Origin of the sequence: Pantoea piersonii (genome assembly GCF_003612015.1) — a bacterium.
Lineage (GTDB): Bacteria > Pseudomonadota > Gammaproteobacteria > Enterobacterales > Enterobacteriaceae > Pantoea > Pantoea piersonii.
Map to the genome: position 1 here is coordinate 34,550 of NZ_RARB01000007.1, position 26,307 is coordinate 60,856.

Consider the following 26,307-nt stretch of genomic DNA (forward strand, 5'->3'; position numbering starts at 1 on the left):
TGCAGTCGAGACTAGAAGCAATGCAGCCATGATGTTGCGAAGTTGTTTCTGATTCGTGCGGAAGCTAATGCTTTGCGGTTTTTAATCGGTTTTTAATTGTACTGGCGAATAGAGCGCGCCATCGACGAGCGCGACGTGGCGAGGTGGTTATGCAATGCCAGCAGCGCATCGACATCCTGGCGGCTGATAAGCGCGGAGAGCAAAGCCATATGTTCCTCCAGCGCCACGATATTGCGCTGCTTGAGATCGCGCTCATCCCACTGATAGTGCGAATGAAAAATAACGGAGATGATCTCCAGCGAGTGGTTGAAAAAGGGGTTGTTGGCAGCGGAGAGGATCAGCGAATGCAGCTCTTTATCCAGCGCGGCGAACTGGCGGTAATCGCTGGCGATGGTATCGCGTAGCGCACGGTGGCGATCCAGCAGGTCGCGGGCCTGAATCCAGCGCTCATCCTGCGACGGCAGGTTCAGAAAGCGCGTCAGCGCATGGGTTTCCAGCATTTCACGCAGTTCAAACAGCTTGTCGGCGTAGTCGAGCGTAAACTTCTTCATGCGCCAGCGGCCGCGCTTCACTGGCTCCAGCAGATCGTAACGCATAAAGCGCAGCAGAAACTCGCGCACCACCACCGGACTGACCTTAACCCGCTGCGCCAGCTGTAGTTCGCTAAAGGCGTCGCCGGGCGCGAGCTGACGCAGGTTAATCATCTCGAAAAACGCCTGTTCAAACTGGCTAGCCTGTTGCTCAATCGGCGAGGACAACTCGCTGAAGCCATCCTCGTCCTGCGGCTGACGCACAATCACGTAAGTGCCCGCAACCTTCTCCAGCACGCCGCGCTGCTCCAGATAGTGCAGCGTATGGCGCACCGTGGTGCGGCTGATATTGAACATCTCCGCCAGCGCCGCCTGCGCCGGTAGCGGCGAACGGATATGGTGCTGGGCGATCCCTTCCAGCATCTGGTTGATGACGTTCTGGCGCAGATTCAGGTTTCGGCTCACGGATGCTCCCCGGGTTTTTATTCATTAAAAACCATTCAAATCCCAAAAAAAACGTCACGCCTCACAGATCGCGCGGGCAAAACGGCCAGTCTGTGATCAATTCGTCATAAAGGCGGCAGGACAACAGGAGAATTCCCATGACGACAATGAAAAGCCTGGTCATCGCTGAACCGAAGAAAATGGTCTGGACCACGCGTGAGCAACCTGCGCCTGCGGCGGGCGAAGCGCTGATTAAAATCATCACCGCCGGTATTTGCGGCACCGATATCCACGCCTGGGCGGGCAATCAGCCTTTCTTCAGCTATCCGCGCGTGCTGGGACATGAGCTGTGCGGCGAAGTGGTCGCGCTGGGCGAAGGGGCGCAGGGCGTTGAGCCTGGCCAGCGCGTGGCGCTGATCCCCTATATCTCCTGTTTGCGCTGCGACGCCTGCCAGAGTGGGAAAACCAACTGCTGCGAAAAAATTTCAGTGATCGGCGTGCATCAGGATGGCGGCTTTTGCGAATTCCTCGCCGTGCCCGCCAGCAATCTCCTGCAGGCAGAAGAGGTCGCGCCGGAAACCGCTGCGCTGATTGAGCCGTTCGCGATCAGCGCACACGCGGTGCGCCGGGCGCAAATCACGGCGGGCGAACATGTGCTGGTGGTGGGCGCAGGGCCGATCGGTCTGGGCGTGGCGGCGATTGCGGCGGCGGCAGGTGCCAGCGTCGCGGTAGCGGACACCAGCGACTTCCGCCGCGCGCATGTCGCGAAAGAGCTGGGTCTGGCGGCGCTCGATCCCGCGCGCGAAGATTTTTACGACGCGCTGCGCGCGCAGTTCAACGGCAGGCTGGCGCTGAAGGTGATCGACGCGACCGGCAGCCCGGCAGCGATGAACAACGCGGTCAATCTGATGCGCCACGGCGGCACCGTAGTCTATGTTGGCCTGCACAAAGGCGATCTGGTTATTCCAGACAGCGAGTTCCATAAAAAAGAAGCGACCCTGATGGGCAGCCGCAATGCGACGCGCGAAGATTTTGACCGCGTGCGCGATTTGATGGCGAGCGGCAAGCTGCGCGCCGAGATGATGCTCAACGCGCATTTCGCCTTCTCGACGCTGGCGGAAAGCTTCGAGCCGCAGGTGATCAACAACCGTGAGCTGATTAAAGGCGTTATTCACTTCGATCGTTAAGCGTGCGCAGGAAATGGTCGCGCACCTGCGCGGCATCGACTCCCAGCGCCACGCGCTGGGCGGGCACATCGCGAAACGGATCTTCCCGCGACGCCAGCGCGCTCAGCTTGCGTACCGTCTGGCCGCGCGCGATGCCTTCGGTAATGACGCGCAGCGGGCCTTCCGCCAGCTGAAACGCCTCCGGCTGACAGAGCCAGGCGATCGCCAGCGTGTCGTGCAGCGCCATGCCGTCGAAGCCCTCTTTTTGCAGGCTATAGGCAAGATAGGGCCGCACAATGGCGTTGAGTACCGGCTGGTTAAGCTGCCGCACCTCCTGGCCGCTGATCAACACCTTATGCGTTACGTCGAGCGGCATGACCACCACCTTCAGCGCCGAGCTGAGTACCTGGTCGGCAGCGTGCGGATCTTTCCAGATATTAAATTCGGCGAAGGGCGTAACGTTGCCGCTATGGCCGTCGGTACCGAACGCGCCGCCCATAATCACCAGCTCTTTTACCAGCGGAATAATGTCGGGTGCCTGATTGATGGCGCTGGCGATATTGGTCAGCGGGCCGATGGCTACCAGCGTAATTTCATGCGGCTGTGCGCGCACGCTGTCGATAATAAACTGCACCGCGCCTGGCGCCATGTCGCTGTACGCGTTATCAAACGCATCGCCTAAGCCATCCTCACCATGCAGTTTCGCCGGTTCGCTGGGCGCCAGCGCCAGCGGGCGCGCGCAGCCGCGATAGATCGGCGCGTCAATCTGCATCTTTTCACAAAACAGGCGGGCGTTCTTCACCGCCTGACCCACCGCCACGTTGCCGAACACCGTAGTGATGCCCAGCAGTCGCTGCGTCCGCGCTGCGTAAGCCAGCGCAAAGGCGTCGTCTACGCCGATGTCGGTATCGAAAATCAGAGTACGCATGAATTCTCCTGCGGAGCGGGATATTGCCTGAAAAAGCAACAAAACAGTCGCTCATGGTTTTTTTAAAGTCTAAATTTGGTCCATCAGCAGTGTAGGTAATGAACCGACGGCCCTGATTCGACGCGCGCTGGATGAGTTCGAACAGCGCGTAGCGCTCTGTCCGGAAGGCTGTCCGATCTGTAGCGAACTGCTGGCCTTGGGCATCAGCCGCTATCGCGAATGTTATACCAGCGGAGGCTATCGTATCTTCTACTCGCTGGCGCTGCTGAATGTCTTCGTTCATCTGCTGCTCTCGTCGCGGCAAAGCATTCAGAAACTGCTTTTTCGTCGTCTGCTGCTCACCTGACCCGCTTGTCTCTCCAGGTGCATCGTCGTATTATCAACGCCTTAAGGTGATGGCGTTCCACCTTTCCCAACCGCCTGCTGGCGACCCCAGCGGCTGATGACGCCTGACATTAACCCTAATCCTCTCGCAGGCGTTACTGGTGTGTCAGGCTGCTATTCTCTCCGCCACGACCCTGCGCGATTGCCGACTACAGGAGCAAATCATGTTGAAGTCGCTGTTCGCCGTTATGCTGGGCGGCGCTGCAGGCTGTACGCTGCGCTGGCTAATCTCGCTGCGTTTTAATGCGCTGTTTCCCAGCCTGCCGCCGGGCACGCTGCTGGTTAATCTGGCTGGCGGATTTATTATCGGCGCAGCGCTGGCCTGGTTTATCAAATATCCCCACCTCGATCCCGCCTGGAAGCTGCTTATCGTCACCGGCTTATGCGGCGGCCTGACGACTTTCTCTACTTTTTCGGCAGAAATTCTCATGTTGCTACAATCAGGAAAGTATGTGTGGGCGATGGCGAGCGTGCTGGTGCACGTCACCGGATCGCTGCTGATGACCTTCGCCGGCTTTGCGCTGGTGAATGCGCTCGGCTAAGCAACGCAAATACCGGCCACAGAGGCATTCCGCGTCTGTCGCAACCGATTATTCCGGACGATTAAGGAGGACGTTCATGACTCAACCTGCATTCCTTAACCTGGTGCTGTTAAGCGGTGAACCTGAACAGAAGCTGCAGGCCGCGCGCGACGCGGGATTCGATCAGGTCGAAATCTGGCGTGAAGATGTCGAGGCCTGTCAGGGCGGCGCTGCGCGTCTGGCGCAGCAGGGCCTGGGTTTTACCAACCTGCAGGTGCTGCGTGACTTCACCGGCGCGCCCGGCGAGCTACGCCGGCAAAAACGGGACGAGCTGCGCCAGTTTATCGACATGGCGAAAGCGCTGGGCTGCAATACCATTCAGGCGCCCGCCACCACCCGCGATGACTGTATTGCCGAACAAATCGACGAAGATCTGCGCTGGATGGCCTCGGAAGCGGCGCGCTTCGGTATGCGCATTATGTATGAGCCGATGGCGTGGTGCAGCGTGGATAATACGCTGCCGAAGGCGTGGGAGCGTCTGCGTCGACTGGATCAGCCTAATATCGGGCTGGTGGTGGATCTCTTCCATATCTGCGCGCTGGGCGGTGACGCTTCGCATCTCGATGGCATTCCTGCCGAACGGATTTATGAGGTGCAGCTGTGCGATATGGCGGCTCAGCCGCCGCAGGATAAGCAGGCGATCATGACCATCGCTAAACATCAGCGCCAGCTGCCTGGCGCTGGCATCATTGATATCGGCAGCTTCATCGATAAGCTGAAAAGCGCAGGCTATCAGGGACCAGTGGGGATTGAGGTGTTCAATGACGATCTGAAACGCCTGCCACCGCACGAGGCGGCGCAGCAGGCGTATGCGGCGTTAAGGCGTTTCTGGCCTTAATCCTGCAGGCACTGAGCAATAAAGGCGGCGGCGCGCCTCGCGCCCTGTGGAGAAATGGTGTGCTCCGTTCTGGGTTCAAGCTGAAGCTCAAGGGGCACGCCAGCGACTTTCAGACGCTGCGCGGCCGATTCGCTCTCGCGCCACGGGACTACCGCATCGGCGTGACCGTGGATCAGCAGCGCGGGCGTCTGTTCTGAAGGCGACAGCGGCTCATCAAACGCCAGTCGACCGGAGAAAGCGACCACGCCTGCCAGCGGGAAGCGGCCTGATGCCAGCGCGTCGAGCGCCATAATCGATCCCTGCGAAAATCCGACCAGCACCACCTTCTCCCAGGCGTCGCGCAGCGCATGCCGGGCGAGAATCGCCTCCAGCGTGTCGTCAAAGGCGACGCGGGCGGCGCGAACGCGCGCCGGACGATTCTCTGGCGTCACCCCATCAAGGCTGAACCACTCAAAGCCCGCGCCATGCGCGAAGGGAAAGGGCGCATCAGGCGCTGCGAAGAGGACGTCCGGCAACAGCGGCGCCCAGTGATGCCCCAGCGACGCTAAATCCTCGCCGTTGCTGCCGACGCCATGCAGAAAAATCACTAACGCTTTCGCCATCCGCTTCTCCTTAAAAACCGTACTCGCTCATGTCGGACCCTGTCGGCACGATGCCGTTGGGATTGAGCGCCTTAATGGAATAGTAGCCCTGTTTGATGGGGGCGATATTCACCCTTTCATGCGCGCCGGAAACCGACAGCATGCCCTTGAGATAGCAGTTGAGCAATGCATAGTCACGCACCCGACGCTGATTACCTGTAAACAGGCCGTAGCCAGCGGCAGCAAAGCTGCCCAGCTCCAGTATGGCGATAAGCATTCGGCTGCAATCGAGCCGATCCATAAGGCGCCTCTACAACAGACAACGCCAACGTACAGGCTCTTAGCCGTCGGTTGAACGCGTCACGCTTTCCCATTCGGCGATACTGTGTTCAAGACTGCGCAGTTTGTCGCGCACCAGCTGCAGCGCGTCGCTGCCCAGCAGCAGGTGCGACGGCGGCGCGGGATGCTCCAGTAAGCTGAGGATCGCCAGCGCTGCTTTATGAGGATCGCCGTTCTGTCGGCCGCTTTTGGCAATGCGCGCTTCACGTACCGGATTGAAGAGCGCATCGTAATCGCGAATAACGCGTGCGCTGCGCACCATGGAGCGGCCTGCCCAGTCAGTGCGAAACGAACCGGGCGCCACGGCGGTTACGGCAATATTAAATCCGGCCAGCTCCTGGCTCAGGGTTTCCGAAAAGGCTTCCAGCGCGAATTTACTGGCGCAGTAGTCGCTGATGCCGGGCAGCGTAATAAAGCCGCCCATTGAAGTGATATTGATAATCCGCCCGCGTCGCCGCGCGCGGAAAAGCGGCACCAGCGCCTTCATCATCGCCACCGCGCCCCAGACGTTAACATCAAACTGATGGCGCATTTCCGCCAGCGTTGCCTCTTCGAAAATGCCTTCATGGCCATAGCCTGCATTGTTGATGAGCGCATCGATCGGGCCGTGTGCCTTTTCCAGCGCCTGCACCAGCGGGGCGATACGCTCCACATCGGTGAGGTCGAGGATCGCGCCGTGGGCGCGCGCCGGATCCAGCGCTGTAAAGGCATCCAGCGCCTGCTGGCTGCGTACGGTGCCGAAAACGCTGTGGCCCGCCGCCAGTGCAGCCTGCGCCAGCGCCTGACCGAAGCCGCTGCTGACGCCGGTGATTAGGATCTTTTTCATTCGCTTTCCTCTTTAAGGGGGTGCTTCAGATTGCGCCCGTCGCGACAAAAAGAGGATGCCTGTTTATCTGTTATCCTTGCCTGAAACGCTGATTTTCACACTCGGCAGAGGGAAATTGCGCCAGAACCGTGCATAATCCTCGCATGAACGCTGAATCCCTACGCCTGCTCGCCGCGCTTGCGCCGCAGGAAGGCTATAACCTGACACCGCTGTCCGACGTGCGGCTGCTGCGATCCAACCGTCCGCTGAGCCGCACGCCGGTGCTCTACGATCCGGGCATCGTTATCGTGCTGCAGGGCAGCAAACGCGGCTATTTCGGCAATCGCGTCTACTGTTACGACGCGCAGCACTACCTGGCGGTATCGGTGCCGGTGCCCTTTACCATGGAGACCGACGCCAGCGCGGAGGCGCCGCTGCTTGCGATCTATATGCACCTCGATCTGCCGGTGGCGGCGGAGCTGCTGCTGCAGATGGAGCAGGCGGGCGCGACGGTGTCGCACCAGCCAGCCGGGATGCTGTCCACGCCGCTCAGCGACGCGCTGCAGCGCTCGGTGACGAGGCTGCTCCACGCCCTGAGCGATCCGCTGGAAGCGGCGCTGCTCGGTCCGGCGCTGGTGCGTGAAATCTACTTCCACGTGCTGAGCGGCGAGCAGGGAGGCGAACTGCGCGCCGCGCTGGCGCAGCAGGGCGCCTTCGGTAAAATCGCCCAGGCGCTGCGTCATATTCATCAAAACTATGCGCAGGCGCTGGATGTCGCGCAGCTCGCCAGCCGTGCGGGGATGAGCCACGCTACTTTTCACGCTCATTTTCGCGCCATTACCCAGACGTCGCCGATGCAGTACGTTAAGTCGATTCGTCTACACCAGGCGCGATTGCTGATGGTGCGCCAGCAGATGACCGCCGCCGCGGCCAGCCTTGCCGTGGGTTACGAAAGTCCCTCGCAGTTCAGTCGCGAATTCCGACGGCTGTTCGGCCTGTCGCCAGGCGAAGAGGCCAGGCGACTGCGTAACAGCTTCGCGCTGCCGCCCGCCCAGCCGAACGCGCTTTTCGTCGCTTCACATTAGGTGCCGTCGCCCTTTCGCTGTGCGGAAAAACCTGCTTGACTAGCCTTTCGCCCGTTTTGGTCTGGAGTTCTGCATGTCTCTGCTTCACCTTGCTTCGCTGGCGGATGTCGATGCCGCTGAATGGGACGCGCTGCTGCCCGACGATCAGCCCTTTTTGCGTCATGCCTTTTTGTTGGCGCTGGAGGAGAGCGGCAGCGTGCGCGCTGAGAGCGGCTGGCAGCCGGATCACCTGCTGTGGCGGGAAGCGGGCACGCTGCGCGCCGCCGTGCCCGGCTACCGCAAACGCAACTCATGGGGCGAATATGTTTTCGATCACGCCTGGGCGGACGCCTGTCAGCGCGCGGGCATTCGCTACTATCCGAAATGGCTGGGCGCGATCCCCTTCAGCCCGGTGACCGGCGCGCGCGTGCTGGGCGAAGCGCAGGCAGCCGCGCAGCTGCTCGCCGCGCTGCCGGAGAGGCTGCACAGTCAGGGGCTGAGCAGCGCCCATATCAATTTCACCGACGCGCGCGCCGATGCGCTGCTGCACCAGCAGCCCGACTGGCTGATGCGGCTCGGCTGCCAGTATCACTGGCATAATCGCGGCTATCGTGATTTTCAGGACTTTCTCGATACCCTGATGTCGCGCAAGCGCAAACAGCTGCGCAAAGAGCGCGAGCTGGTGGCGCAGAGCGGCTTTGAATTTATCTGGTATCGCGGCGACGAGCTGCGCGAGGATCAGTGGGACTTTGTTTACACCTGCTACGCCAATACCTATGCGGTGCGCGGCCAGCGACCCTATCTGACGCGCGACTTTTTCAGCCTGCTGGCGGCGCGGATGCCGCACAGCATTCGCGTGGCGATAGCGCATCTGCAAAATCAACCTGCGGCGATGGCCTTCTGTCTGGTGGATGGCGAGACGCTATACGGGCGCTACTGGGGCTGCCTGGCGGAGTTCGATCGTCTGCATTTTGAAACCTGCTTCTATCAGGGCATGGACTACGCCATCGCGGCTGGCCTGAAGCGTTTCGATGCCGGAGCGCAGGGTGAGCATAAGCTGGTGCGCGGTTTTGAACCGCAGATCACCACCTCATGGCACTATCTGACGCATCCAGGCCTGCGCGATGCGGTGGCGGATTTTCTTCAGGAAGAGCGGGAAGGCGTGCGCGCCTGGGCTGATGAAGCGCGCGACGCCTTGCCGTATCGACGCGGCGATTAATGGTCGCCGACAAAGCCGCTGGTCTGGTGCCGCCACAGTCGCGCATAGAGACCATTATGCGCCAGCAGTTCGCTGTGGTTGCCCATTTCGACGATATGTCCCTTATCCAGCACGATTAGCCGATCCATTTTGGCGATGGTCGACAGGCGGTGCGCGATGGCGATAACCGTTTTACCCTCCATCAGCGCGCCCAGACTCTCCTGAATCGCCGCTTCCACCTCGGAGTCGAGCGCGGAGGTCGCCTCATCCATAATTAAAATCGGCGCATTCTTCAGCAGCACACGCGCGATGGCGATACGCTGGCGCTGTCCGCCAGAAAGCTTCACGCCGCGTTCGCCAACGTGCGCATCCAGTCCGGTGCGCCCTTCGGCGTCGGAGAGGCGCGGAATAAACTCGTCGGCGCGCGCGCGATGAATCGCCGCCTGCAGCTCCTCTTCGGTGGCGTCAGGGCGACCGTAGAGCAGATTGTCACGAATCGATCGGTGCAGCAGCGACGTGTCCTGAGTAATCATGCCGATCTGGCCGCGCAGGCTCTCCTGCGTCACCTCGGCGATATTCTGATCGTCGATGGTGATACGGCCGCCGTTCAGGTCATAGAGGCGCAGCAGCAGATTAACCAGCGTCGACTTGCCGGCGCCGGAAGGGCCGATCAGGGCGATCTTCTCGCCGGGCTTGATATGCAGGTTAAGACGGTTAATCACCTGATGGCCGCCGCCGTAGTCAAAGCGAATATCCTCATAGCGGATCTGACCCTGCGTCACCTCCAGCTTTTTCGCCTGCGGCGCGTCCTGCACGCTGAGCGGCTGGGCAATGGTATTGATACCGTCCTGCACCGTACCGATATTTTCAAAAATACCGTTCACCACCCACATGATCCAGCCGGACATATTGACCAGACGAACCACCAGACCGGTCGCCAGCGCGATGGCGCCGACGCTGATCAGCGACTGGCTCCACAGCCACAGTGCCAGGCCGGAGGTAGAGACGATCAGCAGGCCATTCAGCGAAGAGAGCGTAACGTCCATGCTGGTCACCATGCGGCTCAGACGATAATTTTTGTCGGTCTGTTCCTGCAACGCTTCACGCGCGTAGCGCTTTTCCAGATCGTGATGCGCAAACAGCTTGATGGTGGCGATATTGGTGTAGCCGTCAACGATGGTGCCCATCAGCTTCGAACGCGCCTGCGACGCCACCACGGAGCGCGCCTTCACGCGCGGCACAAAGTAGCTCAGCGAGGCGATATAGGCGGCTATCCAGAGCACCAGCGGGATCATCAGCCGCCAGTCCGCTTCCGCAAACAGCACCAGCGACGTTATCGCATAGATCAGCACATGCCAGATGGCATCCACCAGCTGCACTGCGGAGTCGCGCAGCGCGTTGCCGGTCTGGGTGATGCGCTGCGCGATGCGTCCGGCGAAGTCGTTGTGGAAGAAATTAAGGCTCTGGCGCAGCACGTAGTTATGCTGCTGCCACTGGATCATGCTGGTCATGCCTGGATTGATGCTCTGATGCACCAGCATATCGTGCAACGCGATAAAGACCGGACGCAGGATCAGCGCGACAAACGCCATCCACAGCAGAACAGGCCAGTGCTCGGCGAACAGCGTGGCGGGCGTCGCGCTGTTGACCAGGTCGATAATGCGACTGAGGTAGCTAAACAGCGCCACTTCAATCAGCGCCGATACCAGCCCGACAACCAGCAGCGCCGCAAAGCTTGGCCACACCTGGCGCAGATAGTACAAATAGAAAGAGCCGATGCGGCCTGGCGGCGAATCGGATGGAGCATCCTGGAAAATATTGATAAAACGTTCGAAACGGCGATACAACATAACGACTCTCTTTGCGCCTGGGGAGAGTAAACAGCTTAGTGCAACTTAAAAGGGATTACCGATATGGAATTGATCATTCGCGGTCGTGAACCCAGTGATGCCGCTGGGTTTCAGCGTCTTTACAGCCACCCTGACGTCTATCGCTGGACCACGCAGCTGCCGTTCCCCAGCGTGGCGACATGGCAGAAAAAGTTCGAACGTATGGATAGCGAAGGCTATATCGGTTTCGTCGCTGAGCTTGACGGAAAGATGGTCGGCGAACTGACCCTGTTTGTCGAAAACCGGCCTCGTACCCGGCACGGTCTGAGTTTCGGCATCGGCGTCGATCCCGCTTTTAGCGGGCGCGGAATCGGCGAACGTTTAATACGCAGCGGCCTTGATTACGCCTTTAACTGGCTGGGCGCGACGCGCGTAGAGCTGGAGGTCTTTCACGATAATGAGCGCGCACGACGGCTGTATCAGCGCATCGGCTTCGAACAGGAGGGCGTACGGCGGAAGGCCTGCCTGCGCGACGGCGAATATCACGACATTATTCTGATGGCGCTGCTGCGGGGGGAGTAAAGTGTTAAAAGCAGAGGGCGGGAGAAATTGTTCGCCTCTTTGCGTTTTTCACCGCGAACCGCTGCGTTTCATAGCGTAGCCCGCCATGATTTCCTGGAGCTGGCGCACATTCCCCATGCGCCAGCCAGCGTTTGTCCCGCTTATGTGCGGTGCCGCAAGCTGCTTTGTGAAGGCCGCCAAAATCAGTACCAGATAGCGCGCATGATTTCACCATTCGCCCAATGACCAACCCTTCGCCTGCTACCTATATTTCCTCAACAGGGCGTTCAACGCAGCATTCCTGATCATTTTTCCGGAGCAGCACGCTCCTTTTTGAGGAATAGACCTGATGAAAAGAGAGCACTCTGCCGGCGCGCGGCCCACCCGCGTGCGTATCTGGATCCTCTGTCTGATCCTGTTTCTTTCGGTTGTGGCCTACGCTGACCGGTCGATCCTGTCGATCTCAGGATCGGCGATCAAAGATGAGTTTGGTCTGTCAGCGATCCAGCTCGGCTTGATCCTCGCCGCGTTTAGCTGGGCCTATGTGATCGGTCAGATCCCCGGCGGGCTGCTGCTCGATCGCTTCGGCGCAAAGAAAGTTTATGGCGTCACGCTGGCGCTCTGGTCGGTTTCGACCATTGCGATGGGCTTCGTCGGCGAGTTCGCAGGCGGGATGACCGCCGCGCTGGTATTGATGTTTACGCTGCGCTTCGCGCTGGGACTGATTGAAGCGCCGAGCTTTCCCGCCAACGCGCGGGTGGTGATTATGTGGTTCCCCAGCGCCGAACGCGGACGCGCCTCGTCGCTGTTCAGCACGGCGCAGTACTTCGCCGTCGCGATCTTTTCACCGCTCTCCGGCTGGCTGGTATCGCGCTTCGGCTGGGAGTGGCCCTTCTTCGTGCTGGGCGGCATCGGCGTGCTGGCGGTGTTTGTCTGGGCCGCCTATATGCGCGAGCCGCGTAACCACCCCGGCGTATCAGAGAGCGAGCTGCGCCATATCGTTGACGGCGGCGGCCTGGTCGATATCGACGCATCGCATACGCTGCAGGCGCGTCCGCCGATAAACCGGGCGATGTTCAAAACGTTGCTCTCCAGCCGTATGCTCTGGTGCGCCTATCTCGGCCAGTATTGCACCATCGCGCTCAGCTACTTCTTTATTACCTGGTTCCCTATCTATCTGGTGCAGGCGCGCGGCATGAACATTCTTGACGCCGGTTTCGCCACTATCGCGCCTGCGCTGTTCGGCTTTCTTGGCGGCATCAGCGGCGGCTACATCTCTGACATGCTGATCAAACGCGGCTGGAGCATCTCCTGGGCGCGTAAAACGCCCTATATCGTTGGCATGCTGATGGCGGCGTCGCTGATTATGGCGGCGGCGATCCCGAGCAACGTCGGCATTATCGCCATTATGTCCTTCGCCTTCTTCGGCAAGGGCGTGGCGGCGGGCGCAGGCACCTGGACGGTGATCAGCGATACCGCGCCGAAAGAGGCGGTGGGGCTGGCGGGCGCCATCTTTAACGGCATCGGCAATATTGCTGGTTTCGTGACGCCGCTGCTGTTTGGCGTAATCGTCGGACTGACCGGCAGCTACAGCATCGGGCTGGTGTTTGTCGGCGCGCACTGCGTGGTCGCCGCGCTGCTGTTCCTGTTCGTGATGGGGCCGATTAATCGCGTCGGCGAGGCGCAGACCTCAGAAGCGACGCGCGAGGCGCAAAAAGAGGCGCGTGGTATTAAGGCAGTATAAATTTCCCGCCAGGTCGGCGCGCGCTGCGCCGACCACTTAAATCCCCACTGAAGAAAATTTGCTCATTTGCCGATAATTCTCTACCAGGAGTGATCCTAAGGAGAGATATCTTGCTCAAGCAAATCACTGTCGACGAGCTGCGACCCGGGATGTTTATCCATAAGCTCGAGGTCTGGTGGATCAAAGATACGCGCATCCATAATCAGATGCTGGTGACCGATCCGCGCCAGATCGAAATGTTGCGTAACGAAGGGATCCAGCAGCTCTGGATCGATCTGAATAAATCGTTGCAGGCGCCTGCCGCGCCGCCGCCTGCCAAAAAGCCCATCGACCGCACGCCCTTTTTTCAGGAGCTGGACCAGGCGCAGAAGATTTTCCAGCAGGGCAAACCGCAGGTTATGGCGATGTTCAACGAGGCGCGTCTCGGTCATGGTCTCAATCTGGCGGGAATGCTGGAGCTGGTGGATGAAATCGCTGGCTCTATCCGGCGCGAGCCGACCGCCCTGCTGAGCGTGGCGCGCCTTAAAAACCATGACGATTACACCTGGCTGCACTCCATGGCGGTCTGCGGCCTGATGATTAACCTGGCGCAGCAGCTTGGACTGGATAACAGGCAGGTGCTGCGCGTCGGTATGGGCGGGTTGCTTCATGACGTCGGCAAGGCGGCGGTGCCGCTGGAGATCCTCAATAAACCCGGCAAGCTTACCGAGGAGGAGTTTGAAGTCATGCGCCAGCATCCGGTTACCGGCGCGCAGATGCTGATGGAGGCGAATGCGGAAGCCGATCTGCTGGATATCGCGCTGCATCATCATGAGAAATATGACGGCAGCGGCTATCCGCACCGGCTGAAAGGAGAAGAGATTTCGTTCTACTCGCGTATGGCCGCCGTGTGCGACGTCTATGATGCACTTACCTCGACGCGCGTCTACCGTAAGGGCTGGTCTCCCGCCGAAGCGATGCACAATATGCTGAGCTGGCGCGGCCACTTCGATAATCAGATCCTGTACACCTTTGTGCGCGCTATCGGCATCTATCCGGTGGGTTCGCTGGTGCGGCTGGCGTCAGGGCGCGTGGCGCTGGTGGTAAAAGCGGGCGAACGCTCGCTGCTTAAGCCAGTGGTGCACGCCTTCTGGTCGCTGCACGCCCAGCGCGAAGTGAGGCCGGAACGTATCGATCTCGGCGACAGCTTCTGCACCGACAGCATCATCGGCGCAGAAGAGGGGCTGTTATGGGAAAATGCCGATCTTAACCGCGTCTGGGCGCTGGCGAGTTAAAAATCGACGCTGGCGCGCAGCACGATCTCGCGCGGATCGCCTACAGCGACGCGCAGATTATTGCCGCTCGACGGGTACCAGGTTTTATCAAACAGATTGTTGACGTTGACCTGCCATTTCACGCGGTAGCCGTTAAGCGGCATCTGCCAGGCGATAAAAGCGTCCGCCACCGTGTAATCATCCAGATAAAAACTGTTGGCTGCATCGCCGGGACGACGACCGACGTAGCGCGCGCCGACGCCTGCGCGCAGATCGTCCGCCGCCAGCAGGCCGGTAGTGCCAAAATCGTTGGTCAGGAACAGCGCGGCGGTATGGCGCGCCGTATTAGGCATGGCGTTGCCGTTATTCTGCGGATCGGCGGTGACGCGCGCGTCGGTCCAGGCGTAGCTGCCCACCAGGCTGAGCGAGTTGGTCAGCTTGCCCGCCAGATCCAGCTCGACCCCCTGCGAACGCACTTTGCCAGCGGTGCGCGTTACGGTCTCGCCGCCCACCAGTTCATCCACCATCACGTTGCGCTTCTGAATATCAAACAGCGCCAGCGTGCCGGTAACGCCGTTGGGCAGATCGATCTTGCCGCCCACTTCCCAGGCCTTGCCCAGCTCCGGTGGCAGCGAGCCGATCTCGGTGGCGACAGAGGAGTTTGGCTTAAAGGATTCGGTGTAGCTGGCGTAGAGGCTTGACCAGCTGTTGAGGGTGTAAACCACGCCCGCGCGCGGCACCAGTCGGCTGTCGGAGCTGCGGGTGCGGGTGACGAACGGGCGGCCTTTGCCCGCCATTACGTCAAAGCTGTCGTAGCGCAGGCCGCCCAGCAGCAGCCAGTCGGGCGTCAGGCGGATCGCATCCTGTAAAAAGAGGCCGCGGCTGTCGATATTCTCGCGCTGGTCGCTGTCGGCAGCGCTCACCGTCGAGGTCGACGACATCTCGTCGTAAACCGGATGCCAGATATTGAAGCGGGTATTTTTCTTGCCGCGCAGCATGTCACCGCGGAAGGTGCGGTCAGCTTCGTAGTCGAATCCCGCCATCAGCTGATGGTTTACGCGGCCCCAGTCGACATCGCCGTTCAGCGTCAGCTGCACCATCTGCGAACGGCTCTGCGCGTCGCCGGTGGCGTCAGCCTGACGCGTCAGCACACCGGTATCGGCATTAAAGGCGGTGGCGCGCGCCTGGTGATCGCTGTAGGTATTGCGCGTAAAGCTGTAGTTGAGACGCGCTGTCCAGCTGTCGTTCAGCGTTTGATCGGCGGCCAGCGTCAGGGTGTCCTGATCGCCGCGCGTGGCGTTGAAACGCTCGTCGAAACGCTCTTCCCGCGGCGTATTCACCGGCTTGCCGGTTTTCGGGTTAATGACCGTGCCGCGATCGAAAGGCACCAGATACTCCATATGTTCCCAGGCGACGCGCAGAGTGGTGCTCTCGCCAAACCACATCAGCGACGGCGCGATGGTGGTCTGGCGGGTGCGGCCGAAGTTACGCCAGTAATCCGTCTCGTCGTGATCGACGATAAACCGGCCCGCGAAGCCGCTGGTGCCGAGCGGGCCGGTGACGTCGAGCTGGCCGCCGCCGCCGCCAAAGCTGCTGTTGCGTCCCTCCAGATGCACCTGCGGCGTCAGCAACGGCTTCTTGCTGATGACGTTGACCAGGCCGCCCGGTTCATTCATGCCGTAAAGCATGGAGGAGGGGCCTTTCAGCACCTCGACGCGCTCGCTGGTGGGCGTAAAGTTGCGCGCCTGAATGGAACGCACGCCGTCGCGCAGAATGGAGCCGTCGCGGTTATCGCCGAAGCCGCGCTTAATCAGCGCATCCTGGGTGCCGCCCAGCGTATTGGCCTGAGTAATGCCGCTGACGAATTTGACCGCGTCGTCGAGATCCTGCGCGTCGCTGTCCTGCAGCACCTGCTGCTGCACCACGGTCACGTTCTGCGGCGTGTCGAGAATTTTTGCCGGCGCGCGTGTGGCGGTCACGCTGCTGTGCGGCTGATAGCCGCTCTCCTGCGACTCTGCGTCTTGCGTCACCAGCAGCGTGGTTTCCTGCGCGTGCAGGCTGCCGGAAAGCAGCGCGCCGCCCAGCAGGAGGGAAGAAACGTTTTTCATTGAGGTAACTGGCTCCAGAAGGTCCCTGATAAATTCAGCGGCAGGAAGCGCTGATAAAGTTGTTCAAGCGTGCGTTGCGGATCGAGGTCGGTAAAAAGCTGCGGATAGAGCGCTTTGGCGAACACCTCCACCGCCACGACGTGCCACGGGCTGAGGTAGAAGTTGTGCCACAGGCCCCAGGCGCGATGGTTTTTCACCGCCTCAAGCTGGCTGAGCACCGGCTGCGCGGCCAGCAGCTTTTGCAGGCTGGCCGCCGCCTGATCTGCGCTTACCTGCGGGCCGAGCTGCAATGTTTTGTCGTTGTTCACATCCGCCATGCCGGTCGCGATATAGACCTGCGGCGGCTGCGCCAGCACCTGTTCGGGATTGATCTCGCCGAACACGCCTTTTACCGCGCCCGCTGCAATATTATCGCCGCCCGCAAAAGCGAGCAGCTGGCCGAGGTTGCCGTTGACCGCCGTAGTGCAGCAGGTGTCGCGGCGGCCCAGATGCAGATGCAGCATGACGCGGGTTTTCGGCCCGTGATAGCTCGCCAGCCGGGCGCGGACGGCCTCCATATGCTGCTGATAGAAATCGATAAACGCCTGCGCGCGCTGCGGCTGGTTGAACACCTCGCCAAGGATTTTCAGGCTCGGCACCGTGTTGTTGAGCAGATCGACGCGCAGGTCGACATAGATCACCGGAACATTCACCTGCTGCATCAGCTGGCGGAAATGCGCCTCTTCCGCGCCGCTTTTCGCCAGGCGCGGCAGAATAATCAGATCGGGTTTGAGCTTTAGCACCTGCTCAGGATTGAGATCGCGCAGCGCGCCGGTGCCGAGCTGCGGCACCGCCTTTATCGCTGGAAAAACGGTGGTGAACTGCTGCCAGCTTTGCGCGTCATACTTCGCCATATCCGCAGGCCAGCCTGCGATCTGCGCCGCCGGGTTGCCGGGCACGATCAGCGCCAGGGTATAGAGCATGCGGCTTTCGCCCAGAATCACCCGCTGCGGATGGTCGGGGAGGGTGACGCGCTGACCGGTAATATCGACGATCGATTTGGCGAAAGTGGCGCAGCTGCACAGCAGCAACATCAGGGGAAAAAGAAAACGCATCACAATTATTTCACAAGGAAATCGAAATGATAATGAAAATCAATCGTCTTCACAACGTTAAGGTGGCCGATGCGATGCGCCGCCGGGTTTTATAACTAAAAACAGCAGCGATACGCGGTCATCCGCCTGTTTTATCGCCATTTTTATAACTTTTTTACGCCCGCCCTACGCAATTTAACCGCTTCTTTATACCGATGCGCGCAGGCTAACGCGAAACCCTGATCCCTCTGGAGGTCGCTGTGAGCGTGGGCGTGATAACCGGCATCGTGCTGGTGTTTTTATTACTGGGCTACCTGATCTATGCCCTGCTGAATGCGGAGGCGTTTTGATGGCCGCCAATGCGTTTTTACTGATTGCCGCTTTTTTACTGGCGCTGATGGCGCTGGCGCAGCCGCTTGGGCGCGGGCTGGCCGCGCTGATCGCCGATAAGCCTTTACTGGCCGGATTCGAGCGCCCGCTCTGGCGTCTGCTGGGCGCAGACGCGCCTGCAATGCGCTGGCCGCAATACCTGCTGGCGATTCTGCTGTTTAACCTGCTCGGTCTGCTGCTGCTGACGGCGATCCTGCTGTTGCAGGATCGGCTACCGCTCAATCCGCAGCATTTGCCCGCGCTGAGCTGGCATCTGGCGATGAATACCGCAGTGAGTTTCGTCACCAATACCAACTGGCAGTCTTATGGCGGCGAAAGCACGCTGAGCTATTTCAGCCAGATGGTCGGCCTGACGGTGCAGAACTTCGTGTCGGCGGCGACCGGCATCGCGGTGGCGTTCGCCTTGATCCGCGGCTTCGCCAGCCGCGCGACCGATACGCTCGGCAACGCCTGGCGCGATCTGACGCGCATTACGCTCTGTCTGCTGCTGCCGATCAGCCTGCTGATGGCGCTGCTGTTCGTCAGCCAGGGCAGCATTCAAAACTTCCTGCCGTACCACGAGATCACCACGCTGGAAGGGGCGAAGCAGACGCTGGCGATGGGGCCGGTGGCGTCGCAGGAGGCAATCAAGATGCTGGGCACCAACGGCGGCGGTTTCTTTAACGTCAACTCGGCGCATCCGTTCGAGAACCCCAACGCGCTGACCAACTTTGTACAGATGCTGGCGATATTTCTTATCCCGACGGCGCTCTGTTTTGCCTTTGGCTATGCGGTGCGCGATCGCCGCCAGGGCCATATGCTGCTCTGGGCGATGTCGTTGATGTTCGTGGTGGCGGTGGCGACGGTGATGTGGGCGGAAACGCGCGGCAACCCGCACCTGCTGGCGCTCGGCGCGGACAGCGCCCTTAACATGGAGGGCAAAGAGACGCGCTTCGGCATTCTAAACTCCAGCCTGTTTGCGGTGATCACTACCGCCGCGTCGTGCGGCGCGGTTAACGCGATGCATGACTCCTTCACCGCGCTGGGCGGCATGGTGCCGATGTGGCTGATGCAGCTGGGCGAAGTGGTGTTCGGCGGCGTTGGCGCGGGTCTTTACGGCATGCTGCTCTTTGTGGTGCTGGCAGTGTTTATCGCCGGGCTGATGATTGGCCGCACGCCGGAATACCTCGGCAAAAAGGTCGACGTGCGCGAAATGAAGATGACCGCGCTGGCGATTCTGGTGACGCCGACGCTGGTGTTGCTTGGCACCGCGCTGGCGATGATGACCGATGCGGGCCGCGCCGGAATGGCGAATCCGGGCATTCACGGCTTCAGCGAAGTGCTCTACGCGGTCTCGTCCGCTGCTAACAACAACGGCAGCGCCTTTGCCGGCCTGAGCGCCAACACGCCATTCTGGAACCTGCTGCTGGCGTTCTGCATGCTGGTCGGCCGCTTCGGCATCATTATTCCGGTGATGGCGCTGGCGGGAAGCATGGCGGTGAAAAAGGCGCAGCCGGTAGGCAACGGCACGCTGCCGACCCACGGCCCGCTGTTTATCGCGCTGCTGATCGGCGCGGTGCTGCTGGTGGGCGCGCTGACCTTTATTCCCGCTCTGGCGCTGGGCCCAGTCGCCGAGCATCTGCAACTTCTTCAGGGTACGCACTCATGAGTCGTCAACAACAGGCGCTGAACGGCGCACTGATGCGCGTCGCGCTGCTCGACGCGCTGAAAAAGCTGGATCCGCGCGTACAGTTTCGCAATCCGGTGATGTTCGTGGTCTGGCTCGGCAGCCTGCTCACTACGCTGCTGGCGCTCGGCATGGCGGGCGGCTGGCTCGATGGCCGCGCCAGCTTTACCGGCGCCATTGCGCTCTGGCTCTGGTTTACCTTACTGTTCGCCAACTTCGCCGAGGCGCTGGCGGAAGGGCGCAGCAAGGCGCAGGCGAGCAGCCTGAAAGGCGTCAAGAAAACCAGCTTTGCGAAAAAACTGGCTGAGCCGCGCCACGGCGGGCAGTGGCAGCAGGTCTCCGCCGACAGCCTGCGCAAAGGCGATATCGTGCTGGTGGAGGCGGGCGACATTATTCCGTGCGACGGTGAAGTGCTGGAGGGCGGCGCCTCGGTGGACGAAAGCGCGATCACCGGTGAATCTGCGCCGGTGATCCGCGAGTCGGGCGGTGACTTTGCCTCGGTCACCGGCGGCACGCGCATCCTCTCCGACTGGCTGGTGATCCAGTGCAGCGTCAATCCGGGGGAAACCTTTCTCGATCGCATGATCGCCATGGTAGAGGGCGCGAAGCGGCGGAAAACCCCCAACGAGATCGCGCTGACCATTCTGCTGGTATCGCTGACTATTGTGTTTCTGCTGGCCACCGTCACGCTGTGGCCTTTCTCGGCATGGGGCGGCTCGCCGGTGAGCGTCACGGTGCTGGTGGCGCTGCTGGTCTGTCTGATCCCAACGACGATTGGCGGCCTGCTCTCCGCCATCGGCGTAGCGGGCATGAGCCGCATGCTGGGCGCCAACGTCATCGCCACCAGTGGCCGCGCGGTAGAGGCGGCGGGCGACGTCGACGTGCTGATGCTGGACAAGACCGGCACCATTACGCTCGGCAACCGCCAGGCGACGCAGTTTCTGCCCGCGCCAGGCGTAAGCGAAGAGCAGCTGGCCGACGCGGCGCAGCTCGCCTCGCTGGCGGATGAAACGCCAGAGGGCCGCAGCATTGTGGTGCTGGCGAAACAGCGATTCAACCTGCGCGAGCGCGACCTTAACAGCCTGGGCGCGAGCTTTATTCCCTTCTCGGCGCAGACGCGTATGAGCGGCGTCAACGTGCAGAACCGCCTGATCCGCAAAGGCGCCGTGGACGCCGTAAAACGCCATATCGAAGCCAACAGCGGCCGTTTCCCCACGGAGGTCAACGCGCTGGTGGAAGAGGTGGCGCGCGCAGGCGGCACGCCGCTGGTGGTAGCAGAAGGGGCGAAGGTGCTGGGGGTGGTGGCGCTAAAAGATATCGTCAAAGGCGGCATCAAAGAGCGCTTCGCCGAGCTGCGCAAGATGGGTATCAAAACCGTGATGATTACCGGTGACAACCCGCTCACCGCGGCGGCGATTGCAGCGGAAGCGGGCGTGGATGACTTTCTGTCGGAAGCGACGCCGGAAGCCAAACTGGCGCTGATCCGCCAGTACCAGGCGGAAGGCCGACTGGTGGCGATGACCGGCGACGGCACCAATGACGCCCCGGCGCTGGCGCAGGCTGACGTGGCGGTGGCGATGAACTCCGGCACCCAGGCGGCAAAAGAGGCGGGCAATATGGTGGATCTCGACTCGAACCCCACCAAGCTGCTGGAAGTGGTGCACATCGGCAAACAGATGCTGATGACGCGCGGCTCGCTCACCACCTTCAGCATCGCCAACGACGTCGCTAAATATTTCGCCATTATTCCGGCAGCTTTCGCGGCGACCTATCCGCAGCTTAATTTGCTGAACGTGATGCATCTGCATTCGCCGTCGTCGGCCATTCTCTCTGCGGTGATCTTTAACGCGCTGGTGATCGTCTTCCTGATCCCGCTGGCGCTAAAAGGGGTGAGCTATCGGCCGCTGAGCGCGGCGGCGCTGCTGCGACGCAACCTGCTGATCTATGGCGTGGGCGGGCTGCTGGTGCCTTTTATCGGCATTAAAGCCATCGACCTGCTGTTAGTGCTGCTGGGTCTGGCATAAGGAGAAAAATATGAGTCAGTTACGTCCGGCAATGTTAGTTTTACTGCTGCTCACGCTGGTGACCGGCGTGGGATATCCTTTGCTCACTACCGGCCTGGCGCAGTGGCTGTTTCCGACGCAGGCCAGCGGATCGCTGACTGAAGAGGGCGGTTCGGCGCTGATCGGGCAGAACTTTACCCGGCCTGGCTATTTCTGGGGACGTCCGTCAGCGACCAGTGACGCGCCTTATAATCCGCTGGCGTCGAGCGGCAGCAATCTGGCGGCAAGCAATCCGGCGCTGGATAAGGCGGTGGCGGAACGCGTCGCCGCGCTGCGCGCCGCCAACCCGCTCTCGCCGCAGGCGGTGCCGGTGGATTTGGTGACCGCTTCTGCCAGCGGGCTCGATCCGGCGATTTCGCCCGCCGCCGCGCGCTGGCAGGCGCCACGCGTCGCCACCGCGCGTCAGCTGCCGCTGAAAAGGGTAGAGGAGCTGATCGACGCGAATACGGAGCGGCCGCTGCTCGCCTTTAGCGGCGATCCTACCGTCAACGTGCTGCGGCTTAACCTGGCGCTGGATGCGCTGACTCAACCCTGAAGGACGTGATGAACGACGAACGCGAACGCCCCGATCCCGACGCGCTGCTGTTGCAACAGGTGGACAGCCATCGCGGCAAGCTGAAAATTTACTTCGGCGCCTGTGCGGGCGTGGGGAAAACCTACGCCATGCTGCAGGAGGCGCAGCGGCTGCGCGCCCAGGGACTCGACGTGCTGATCGGCGTAGTAGAGACGCACGGCCGGGAAGAGACCGCCAGTCTGCTGCGCGGGCTTCCTGAGTTGCCGCGGCGTGCTACCGGCCGCTCGCGTCATGCCGAGTTCGACCTTGACGCGGCGCTGGCGCGTCATCCGGCCGTTATCCTGATGGATGAGCTGGCGCATACTAACGTGCAAGGGTCGCGCCATCCCAAACGCTGGCAGGATATCGATGAGCTGCTGGACGCAGGCATTGATGTGATCACGACCGTCAACGTGCAACATCTGGAAAGCCTTAACGATGTGGTAGGTGGCGTGACCGGCATTCGCGTGCGCGAAACCCTGCCCGACCCCTTTTTCGACAGCGCCGATGAGATCGTGCTGGTGGATCTGCCGCCGGACGATCTGCGCCAGCGCCTGAAAGAGGGCAAGGTCTATGTCGGCGATCGCGCAGAGCGCGCCATCGAAAACTTTTTTCGCAAAGGCAACCTTTTCGCCCTGCGCGAGCTGGCGCTGCGGCGCACCGCTGACCGCGTTGACGACCAGATGCGCGCCTGGCGCGACCAGCAGGGACGTGACCGCGTCTGGCACACGCGCGACGCTATTCTGCTCTGCATCGGCGACGATACCGGCAGCGAAAAACTGGTGCGCACCGCCGCGCGGCTGGCGGCGCGGCTCGGCAGCGAATGGCACGCGGTTTATGTCGAGACCCCGCGCCTCAACCGGCTGCCAGAAGCGCGGCGGCGCGCCATCCTGAAAACCCTGCAGCTGGCGCAGGAGCTGGGCGCGGAGACCGCCACGCTCTCCGATCCCGACGAGGCGCAGGCAGTATTGCGCTACGCCCGCGAACATAACCTGGGCAAGATCGTTACCGGCCGTCGGCCGCTGCGGCGCTGGCATCGCGACAGCTTCGCCACGCGCCTCGGCAAGCTGGGGCCCGATCTCGATCTGCTGGTGGTGGCGCTCGATGAGCCTGTCGGCGAGGCGCCAACCTTAGCTGACGCGCGCGACACCGGCGACCGCTGGCGCGTGCCGCTGCGCGGCGTGCTGATGGCGCTGCTGCTTTGCATTGTGGTGACCGCCGCCGGACGCTGGCTACTGGCCGGGTTCGATACCGCTAACGGCGTGATGATCTACCTGCTGGCGGTGGTGATTATCGCGCTGCGCTACGGGCGCTGGCCATCGGTGATCGCCACGGTGATGAATATTCTCGCCTTCGACCTCTTTTTCGTCGCACCAACCGGGACGATCGCGGTCTCCGACTTGCAGTACCTGGTCACCTTCGCGGTCATGCTGGCGGTGGGCGTTATCGTCGGCAACCTTACTGCAGGCGTGCGCTATCAGGCGCGCGTGGCGCGCTATCGCGAGCAGCGCGCGCGCCACCTCTACGAGATGGCGAAATCGCTGGGCAGCGCGCTGACGCCAGAAGATATTGCCGCCACCAGCCAGCGCGTTATCGACGTCACCCTGCAGGCGCGCAGCCTGCTGCTGCTGCCGGACGAACAGGGTGAGCTGGTCGCGACGGGCGCGGCGACGCCTGGCAGCGAGCCGGATCGCGCTATCGCCAGGTGGAGCTACACCCGGGGCCAGCCCGCCGGCGCGGGTACCGATACGCTGCCCGCTGTGCCGTACCAGATTCTGCCGCTGAAGAGCGGCGCGCACTGCCGCGGACTGCTGGTGGTGGAGCCGCAAAACCTGCGTCAGCTGATGATCCCAGAGCAGCAGCGGCTGGTAGAGACCTTTACGGTGCTGATCGCCAACGCGCTGGAGCGGATGGCGCTGTCGCAGAGCGAAGCGGCGTCACGGCTGGCGGCGGAGCGCGAACAGCTGCGCAACGCGCTACTCTCCGCGCTGTCACACGATCTGCGCACGCCGCTTACCGTGCTCTTCGGCCAGGCGGAGATGCTGATGCTGGACCTGGCCAGCGAAGAGTCAAAATATGTCACGCAGGCGAACCAGATCCGCGAGCAGACGCTGAGCACTATCCGGCTGGTGAGCAATATGCTGGATATGGCGCGCATTCAGTCGGGCGGGCTGAATCTGCGCGAAGAGTGGCTGGCGCTGGACGAGGTGATCGGCGGCGCGCTCAGCAGTATGGCGCCGTCGCTGAAAGGACACGGTGTCGCGCTCGATCTGCCGTCGGAGCTGGTGCTGATTAAAGGCGACAGCGCGCTGCTGGAGCGGGTGCTGACAAACCTGATTGAGAACAGCCTGAAGTATGCGGGCAACAGCGCGCAGCGCGGTATCCGCGCCTGGCGTGACGGCGAACGGCTGGAGATCGCGGTATGGGACAACGGGCCGGGCATCGCCGACAAAGATCTGACGCGTATTTTCGACAAGTTTGCCCGCGGCGATAAGGAGTCGTCAGTGCCAGGCGTCGGGCTGGGTCTGGCGATCTGCAAAACCATTGTCGAGAGCCACGGCGGGCGCATCTGGGCAGAGAATCGCATCGAGGGCGGCGTAGCGTTCCGCCTCTCTTTGCCGCTGCCGCCCGCGCCTGAAATTTCTGAAGAGGCGCTGAAATAACTTCACAGAGGATAGGTTATACTCCCCCACCTGTCTGTTTACCTGTGGGAAATTATGGAACGTTTTACCGAAAACCTGATGTATGCGTCGCGCTGGTTGCTGGCTCCGGTTTACATTGGACTTTCGCTGGGTTTGCTGGCGCTGACGATTAAGTTTTTCGAAGAAATTCTTCACCTGCTGCCCAATATTCTCAGTATTGCGGAAAACGATCTGATCCTGCTGTTGCTGTCGCTGGTAGATATGACGCTGGTAGGCGGTCTGCTGGTGATGGTGATGCTCTCGGGTTATGAGAACTTTATCTCTAAACTCGACATCGACGAAAATACAGAGAAGCTGAGCTGGCTCGGCAAAATGGATTCCGGCTCGCTGAAGAACAAGGTCGCGGCCTCTATCGTCGCCATCTCCTCTATCCACCTGCTGCGCGTGTTTATGGAAGCGCGCAACGTGCCCAACGACAAGCTGATGTGGTATGTGATTATCCATCTGACCTTTGTGCTGTCAGCCTTTGTGATGGGCTGGCTGGATACGATGTCGAAGAGCGAGAAAAAGTATTCATAACCGCCAGGAGGCGGCTCCGCCTCTTAGCGCTGAAATGTCCCTGCTGGCCGCGTGCCGGTCAGCTGCGGCATCACTTCCCGCACCATCTCGAAAAACTTCTGCAGTCGCGCCGGGTAGTAGCTTGCCCAGGGGTAGGTCAGCCAGACCGGCAAGGGCGGCGCCTGCCATTGCGGCGTGAGCTGAACCAGCTCGCCGCGCGCTAAATCCTCCTGCACCACCCATGACGACATAATCGCCGCACCCATGCCCATCAGCGCCGCTTTGCGCACCGCGTAGAGGCTGTCGCTGCTGAGTCGCGGCGCAATTGCCATATTAACCGGCTGGCCGTCGTCAATCCGCTGTAACGCAATTTCGTTACGGTAAAAGCTGGTCAGCGCCAGCCAGGGTAAATCCGCCAGTTGCTCCACGACGTCGACCGGCGCGTGCTGCGCCAGCAGACCGGGCGAGGCGACGACGATGCGCGGCACTTCCGCCAGCAAAATCGCTACGATAGCGGGATCGCTCAGCGCGCCGACCTGAATCGCGCAGTCGATATTCTCGGCGATAAAGTCCGGCGTGCGATCGTTGAGCATCCATTCCACGTTCAGGCGCGGATAGCGCATCAGATAGTCCACCAGCGGGGCGACCAGCTGATCCTGACCAAAGGCGTGCGGCGCGCGCACCCGCAGCGTGCCGACCGGCTCGTCGTTGGCGTGGGTCAGATCATCTTCCAGTGCGTGCCAGGTCGCCAGCAGCTGGCGCGCATGGGCATAACAGCGCTCGCCGTCGTCGGTCAGCTTCAGCGCGTGGGTGGTGCGCATAATCAGCTTGAGCCCGAGCCGCTGCTCCAGCGCCTGTAGTCGACGGCTGATGGTGGGCTGAGTGGTGTTAAGCTGCGCCGCCGCTGCCGACAGGCTGCCGCTCTCGACGATGCGGATAAAGGTTTGCATCAGTTCAATACGATCGGGGCTGGATAAGTTGCTCATACGTATTACGCATAACAGTTTTG

23 protein-coding genes, 1 pseudogene and 1 riboswitch are annotated in these 26,307 nt (G+C 61.2%); of the genes and pseudogenes, 15 read left to right on the forward strand and 9 right to left on the reverse strand.

The window, feature by feature from the left end; translation table 11 throughout:
• Window positions 1-92 precede the first annotated feature (92 nt).
• Window positions 93-995: a GntR family transcriptional regulator gene (locus tag D7S44_RS17655; RefSeq protein WP_120457064.1), complete on the reverse strand. Its 903-nt coding sequence runs from the start codon at window positions 993-995 to the stop codon at window positions 93-95.
• 137 nt (window positions 996-1,132) lie between these two features.
• Between D7S44_RS17655 and D7S44_RS17660 the strand changes: the two genes are divergently transcribed.
• Window positions 1,133-2,161 (forward strand): zinc-binding alcohol dehydrogenase family protein, encoded by a 1,029-nt coding sequence (locus tag D7S44_RS17660; RefSeq protein ID WP_120457066.1) that lies wholly within the window; start codon window positions 1,133-1,135, stop codon window positions 2,159-2,161.
• On the opposite strand, the gene D7S44_RS17665 is transcribed toward D7S44_RS17660, so the two are convergent.
• Window positions 2,142-3,068, reverse strand: coding sequence for a nucleoside hydrolase (locus D7S44_RS17665; RefSeq protein WP_120457068.1), 927 nt, complete (start codon window positions 3,066-3,068; stop codon window positions 2,142-2,144). The two genes, D7S44_RS17660 and D7S44_RS17665, sit on opposite strands and share 20 nt — an antisense overlap.
• Before the next feature lie 196 nt (window positions 3,069-3,264).
• Between D7S44_RS17665 and D7S44_RS23545 the strand changes: the two genes are divergently transcribed.
• The 3 genes from D7S44_RS23545 to D7S44_RS17675 all read left to right on the forward strand — a co-directional run bounded on the left by D7S44_RS23545 (window position 3,265) and on the right by D7S44_RS17675 (window position 4,871).
• Window positions 3,265-3,414, forward strand: coding sequence for a hypothetical protein (locus D7S44_RS23545; RefSeq protein WP_158591277.1), 150 nt, complete (start codon window positions 3,265-3,267; stop codon window positions 3,412-3,414).
• 36 nt (window positions 3,415-3,450) lie between these two features.
• Window positions 3,451-3,527: riboswitch (Fluoride riboswitch) on the forward strand.
• An 89-nt stretch (window positions 3,528-3,616) separates the two neighbouring features.
• Window positions 3,617-3,994 carry a fluoride efflux transporter CrcB gene (gene crcB / locus D7S44_RS17670; protein ID WP_120457070.1) on the forward strand — a complete coding sequence of 126 codons (378 nt, stop codon included), beginning with the start codon at window positions 3,617-3,619 and terminating at the stop codon, window positions 3,992-3,994.
• Between the two features lie 76 nt (window positions 3,995-4,070).
• Window positions 4,071-4,871, forward strand: coding sequence for a sugar phosphate isomerase/epimerase family protein (locus tag D7S44_RS17675; protein ID WP_120457072.1), 801 nt, complete (start codon window positions 4,071-4,073; stop codon window positions 4,869-4,871).
• Here D7S44_RS17675 and D7S44_RS17680 read toward each other — a convergent pair.
• The 3 genes and pseudogenes from D7S44_RS17680 to D7S44_RS17690 all read right to left on the reverse strand — a co-directional run bounded on the left by D7S44_RS17680 (window position 4,868) and on the right by D7S44_RS17690 (window position 6,617).
• The gene (locus D7S44_RS17680) at window positions 4,868-5,473 is read right to left on the reverse strand and encodes an alpha/beta hydrolase (protein WP_120457074.1); all 606 of its coding nucleotides are present in this window, start codon (window positions 5,471-5,473) and stop codon (window positions 4,868-4,870) included. The two genes, D7S44_RS17675 and D7S44_RS17680, sit on opposite strands and share 4 nt — an antisense overlap.
• 10 nt (window positions 5,474-5,483) lie before the next feature.
• Window positions 5,484-5,699: pseudogene (locus D7S44_RS17685) on the reverse strand (glutathione S-transferase family protein); the annotation flags it as partial.
• A gap of 93 nt (window positions 5,700-5,792) precedes the next feature.
• Window positions 5,793-6,617 (reverse strand): oxidoreductase, encoded by an 825-nt coding sequence (locus D7S44_RS17690; protein WP_120457076.1) that lies wholly within the window; start codon window positions 6,615-6,617, stop codon window positions 5,793-5,795.
• A 143-nt stretch (window positions 6,618-6,760) separates the two neighbouring features.
• Here D7S44_RS17690 and D7S44_RS17695 point away from each other — a divergent pair, with 143 nt between their 5' ends.
• Window positions 6,761-7,681, forward strand: coding sequence for an AraC family transcriptional regulator (locus tag D7S44_RS17695; RefSeq protein WP_120457078.1), 921 nt, complete (start codon window positions 6,761-6,763; stop codon window positions 7,679-7,681).
• Between the two features lie 73 nt (window positions 7,682-7,754).
• Complete coding sequence (locus D7S44_RS17700) at window positions 7,755-8,879, forward strand: GNAT family N-acetyltransferase (protein ID WP_120457080.1); 1,125 nt, start codon at window positions 7,755-7,757, stop codon at window positions 8,877-8,879.
• Here the strand turns inward: D7S44_RS17700 and D7S44_RS17705 are convergent.
• Window positions 8,876-10,708 carry an ABC transporter ATP-binding protein gene (locus tag D7S44_RS17705; RefSeq protein ID WP_120457082.1) on the reverse strand — a complete coding sequence of 611 codons (1,833 nt, stop codon included), beginning with the start codon at window positions 10,706-10,708 and terminating at the stop codon, window positions 8,876-8,878. The genes D7S44_RS17700 and D7S44_RS17705 overlap by 4 nt on opposite strands.
• A gap of 63 nt (window positions 10,709-10,771) precedes the next feature.
• Between D7S44_RS17705 and D7S44_RS17710 the strand changes: the two genes are divergently transcribed.
• The 3 genes from D7S44_RS17710 (at window position 10,772) to D7S44_RS17720 (ending at window position 14,266) form a co-directional block, all read left to right on the forward strand.
• A complete protein-coding gene (locus D7S44_RS17710; RefSeq protein ID WP_120457084.1) occupies window positions 10,772-11,269 on the forward strand; it encodes a GNAT family N-acetyltransferase in 498 nt (165 codons plus the stop codon).
• A gap of 328 nt (window positions 11,270-11,597) precedes the next feature.
• Complete coding sequence (locus tag D7S44_RS17715; protein ID WP_120457085.1) at window positions 11,598-12,992, forward strand: MFS transporter; 1,395 nt, start codon at window positions 11,598-11,600, stop codon at window positions 12,990-12,992.
• A gap of 110 nt (window positions 12,993-13,102) precedes the next feature.
• On the forward strand, window positions 13,103-14,266 hold the full coding sequence (locus D7S44_RS17720) for an HD-GYP domain-containing protein (RefSeq protein WP_120457087.1): 1,164 nt from the start codon (window positions 13,103-13,105) through the stop codon (window positions 14,264-14,266).
• On the opposite strand, the gene D7S44_RS17725 is transcribed toward D7S44_RS17720, so the two are convergent.
• Entirely contained in the window at window positions 14,263-16,353 is a 2,091-nt protein-coding gene (locus D7S44_RS17725; RefSeq protein WP_120457089.1) for a TonB-dependent siderophore receptor, read from the reverse strand. The two genes, D7S44_RS17720 and D7S44_RS17725, sit on opposite strands and share 4 nt — an antisense overlap.
• Window positions 16,350-17,447 (reverse strand): ABC transporter substrate-binding protein, encoded by a 1,098-nt coding sequence (locus D7S44_RS17730; protein ID WP_120457091.1) that lies wholly within the window; start codon window positions 17,445-17,447, stop codon window positions 16,350-16,352. The genes D7S44_RS17725 and D7S44_RS17730 overlap by 4 nt, the downstream gene beginning before the upstream one ends.
• 239 nt (window positions 17,448-17,686) lie before the next feature.
• Between D7S44_RS17730 and kdpF the strand changes: the two genes are divergently transcribed.
• Genes kdpF through D7S44_RS17760 form a run of 6 tightly spaced genes read left to right on the forward strand, consistent with a single transcriptional unit; the run spans window position 17,687 to window position 25,319 of the window.
• Window positions 17,687-17,776 carry a K(+)-transporting ATPase subunit F gene (gene kdpF / locus D7S44_RS17735; protein ID WP_033753373.1) on the forward strand — a complete coding sequence of 30 codons (90 nt, stop codon included), beginning with the start codon at window positions 17,687-17,689 and terminating at the stop codon, window positions 17,774-17,776.
• Window positions 17,776-19,464 (forward strand): potassium-transporting ATPase subunit KdpA, encoded by a 1,689-nt coding sequence (gene kdpA, locus D7S44_RS17740; protein WP_120457093.1) that lies wholly within the window; start codon window positions 17,776-17,778, stop codon window positions 19,462-19,464. The genes kdpF and kdpA overlap by 1 nt, the downstream gene beginning before the upstream one ends.
• Window positions 19,461-21,506, forward strand: a complete 2,046-nt coding sequence (kdpB, locus tag D7S44_RS17745) for a potassium-transporting ATPase subunit KdpB (RefSeq protein WP_120457095.1) — start codon at window positions 19,461-19,463, stop codon at window positions 21,504-21,506. Before kdpA ends, kdpB begins: the two co-directional genes overlap by 4 nt.
• A gap of 10 nt (window positions 21,507-21,516) precedes the next feature.
• A complete protein-coding gene (kdpC, locus tag D7S44_RS17750) occupies window positions 21,517-22,080 on the forward strand; it encodes a potassium-transporting ATPase subunit KdpC (protein WP_120457097.1) in 564 nt (187 codons plus the stop codon).
• Between the two features lie 8 nt (window positions 22,081-22,088).
• Window positions 22,089-24,761 (forward strand): two-component system sensor histidine kinase KdpD, encoded by a 2,673-nt coding sequence (gene kdpD / locus D7S44_RS17755; RefSeq protein WP_120457098.1) that lies wholly within the window; start codon window positions 22,089-22,091, stop codon window positions 24,759-24,761.
• Window positions 24,762-24,815: 54 nt separating this feature from the next.
• Complete coding sequence (locus D7S44_RS17760; protein WP_120457100.1) at window positions 24,816-25,319, forward strand: TIGR00645 family protein; 504 nt, start codon at window positions 24,816-24,818, stop codon at window positions 25,317-25,319.
• A 23-nt stretch (window positions 25,320-25,342) separates the two neighbouring features.
• On the opposite strand, the gene D7S44_RS17765 is transcribed toward D7S44_RS17760, so the two are convergent.
• Window positions 25,343-26,284 (reverse strand): LysR family transcriptional regulator, encoded by a 942-nt coding sequence (locus D7S44_RS17765; protein ID WP_120457102.1) that lies wholly within the window; start codon window positions 26,282-26,284, stop codon window positions 25,343-25,345.
• Window positions 26,285-26,307 lie beyond the last annotated feature (23 nt).

Bases quoted from the DNA above. Each gene is read 5' to 3' on its own strand.
- D7S44_RS17660 (WP_120457066.1), top strand. From the start codon at position 1,133: ATGACGACAATGAAAAGCCTGGTCATCGCTGAACCGAAGAAAATGGTC.
- D7S44_RS17665 (WP_120457068.1), bottom strand. From the start codon at position 3,068: ATGCGTACTCTGATTTTCGATACCGACATCGGCGTAGACGACGCCTTT.
- crcB (WP_120457070.1), top strand. From the start codon at position 3,617: ATGTTGAAGTCGCTGTTCGCCGTTATGCTGGGCGGCGCTGCAGGCTGT.
- D7S44_RS17675 (WP_120457072.1), top strand. From the start codon at position 4,071: ATGACTCAACCTGCATTCCTTAACCTGGTGCTGTTAAGCGGTGAACCT.
- D7S44_RS17680 (WP_120457074.1), bottom strand. From the start codon at position 5,473: ATGGCGAAAGCGTTAGTGATTTTTCTGCATGGCGTCGGCAGCAACGGC.
- D7S44_RS17690 (WP_120457076.1), bottom strand. From the start codon at position 6,617: ATGAAAAAGATCCTAATCACCGGCGTCAGCAGCGGCTTCGGTCAGGCG.
- D7S44_RS17695 (WP_120457078.1), top strand. From the start codon at position 6,761: ATGAACGCTGAATCCCTACGCCTGCTCGCCGCGCTTGCGCCGCAGGAA.
- D7S44_RS17700 (WP_120457080.1), top strand. From the start codon at position 7,755: ATGTCTCTGCTTCACCTTGCTTCGCTGGCGGATGTCGATGCCGCTGAA.
- D7S44_RS17705 (WP_120457082.1), bottom strand. From the start codon at position 10,708: ATGTTGTATCGCCGTTTCGAACGTTTTATCAATATTTTCCAGGATGCT.
- D7S44_RS17710 (WP_120457084.1), top strand. From the start codon at position 10,772: ATGGAATTGATCATTCGCGGTCGTGAACCCAGTGATGCCGCTGGGTTT.
- D7S44_RS17715 (WP_120457085.1), top strand. From the start codon at position 11,598: ATGAAAAGAGAGCACTCTGCCGGCGCGCGGCCCACCCGCGTGCGTATC.
- D7S44_RS17725 (WP_120457089.1), bottom strand. From the start codon at position 16,353: ATGAAAAACGTTTCTTCCCTCCTGCTGGGCGGCGCGCTGCTTTCCGGC.
- D7S44_RS17730 (WP_120457091.1), bottom strand. From the start codon at position 17,447: ATGCGTTTTCTTTTTCCCCTGATGTTGCTGCTGTGCAGCTGCGCCACT.
- kdpA (WP_120457093.1), top strand. From the start codon at position 17,776: ATGGCCGCCAATGCGTTTTTACTGATTGCCGCTTTTTTACTGGCGCTG.
- kdpB (WP_120457095.1), top strand. From the start codon at position 19,461: ATGAGTCGTCAACAACAGGCGCTGAACGGCGCACTGATGCGCGTCGCG.
- kdpC (WP_120457097.1), top strand. From the start codon at position 21,517: ATGAGTCAGTTACGTCCGGCAATGTTAGTTTTACTGCTGCTCACGCTG.
- kdpD (WP_120457098.1), top strand. From the start codon at position 22,089: ATGAACGACGAACGCGAACGCCCCGATCCCGACGCGCTGCTGTTGCAA.
- D7S44_RS17760 (WP_120457100.1), top strand. From the start codon at position 24,816: ATGGAACGTTTTACCGAAAACCTGATGTATGCGTCGCGCTGGTTGCTG.
- D7S44_RS17765 (WP_120457102.1), bottom strand. From the start codon at position 26,284: ATGAGCAACTTATCCAGCCCCGATCGTATTGAACTGATGCAAACCTTT.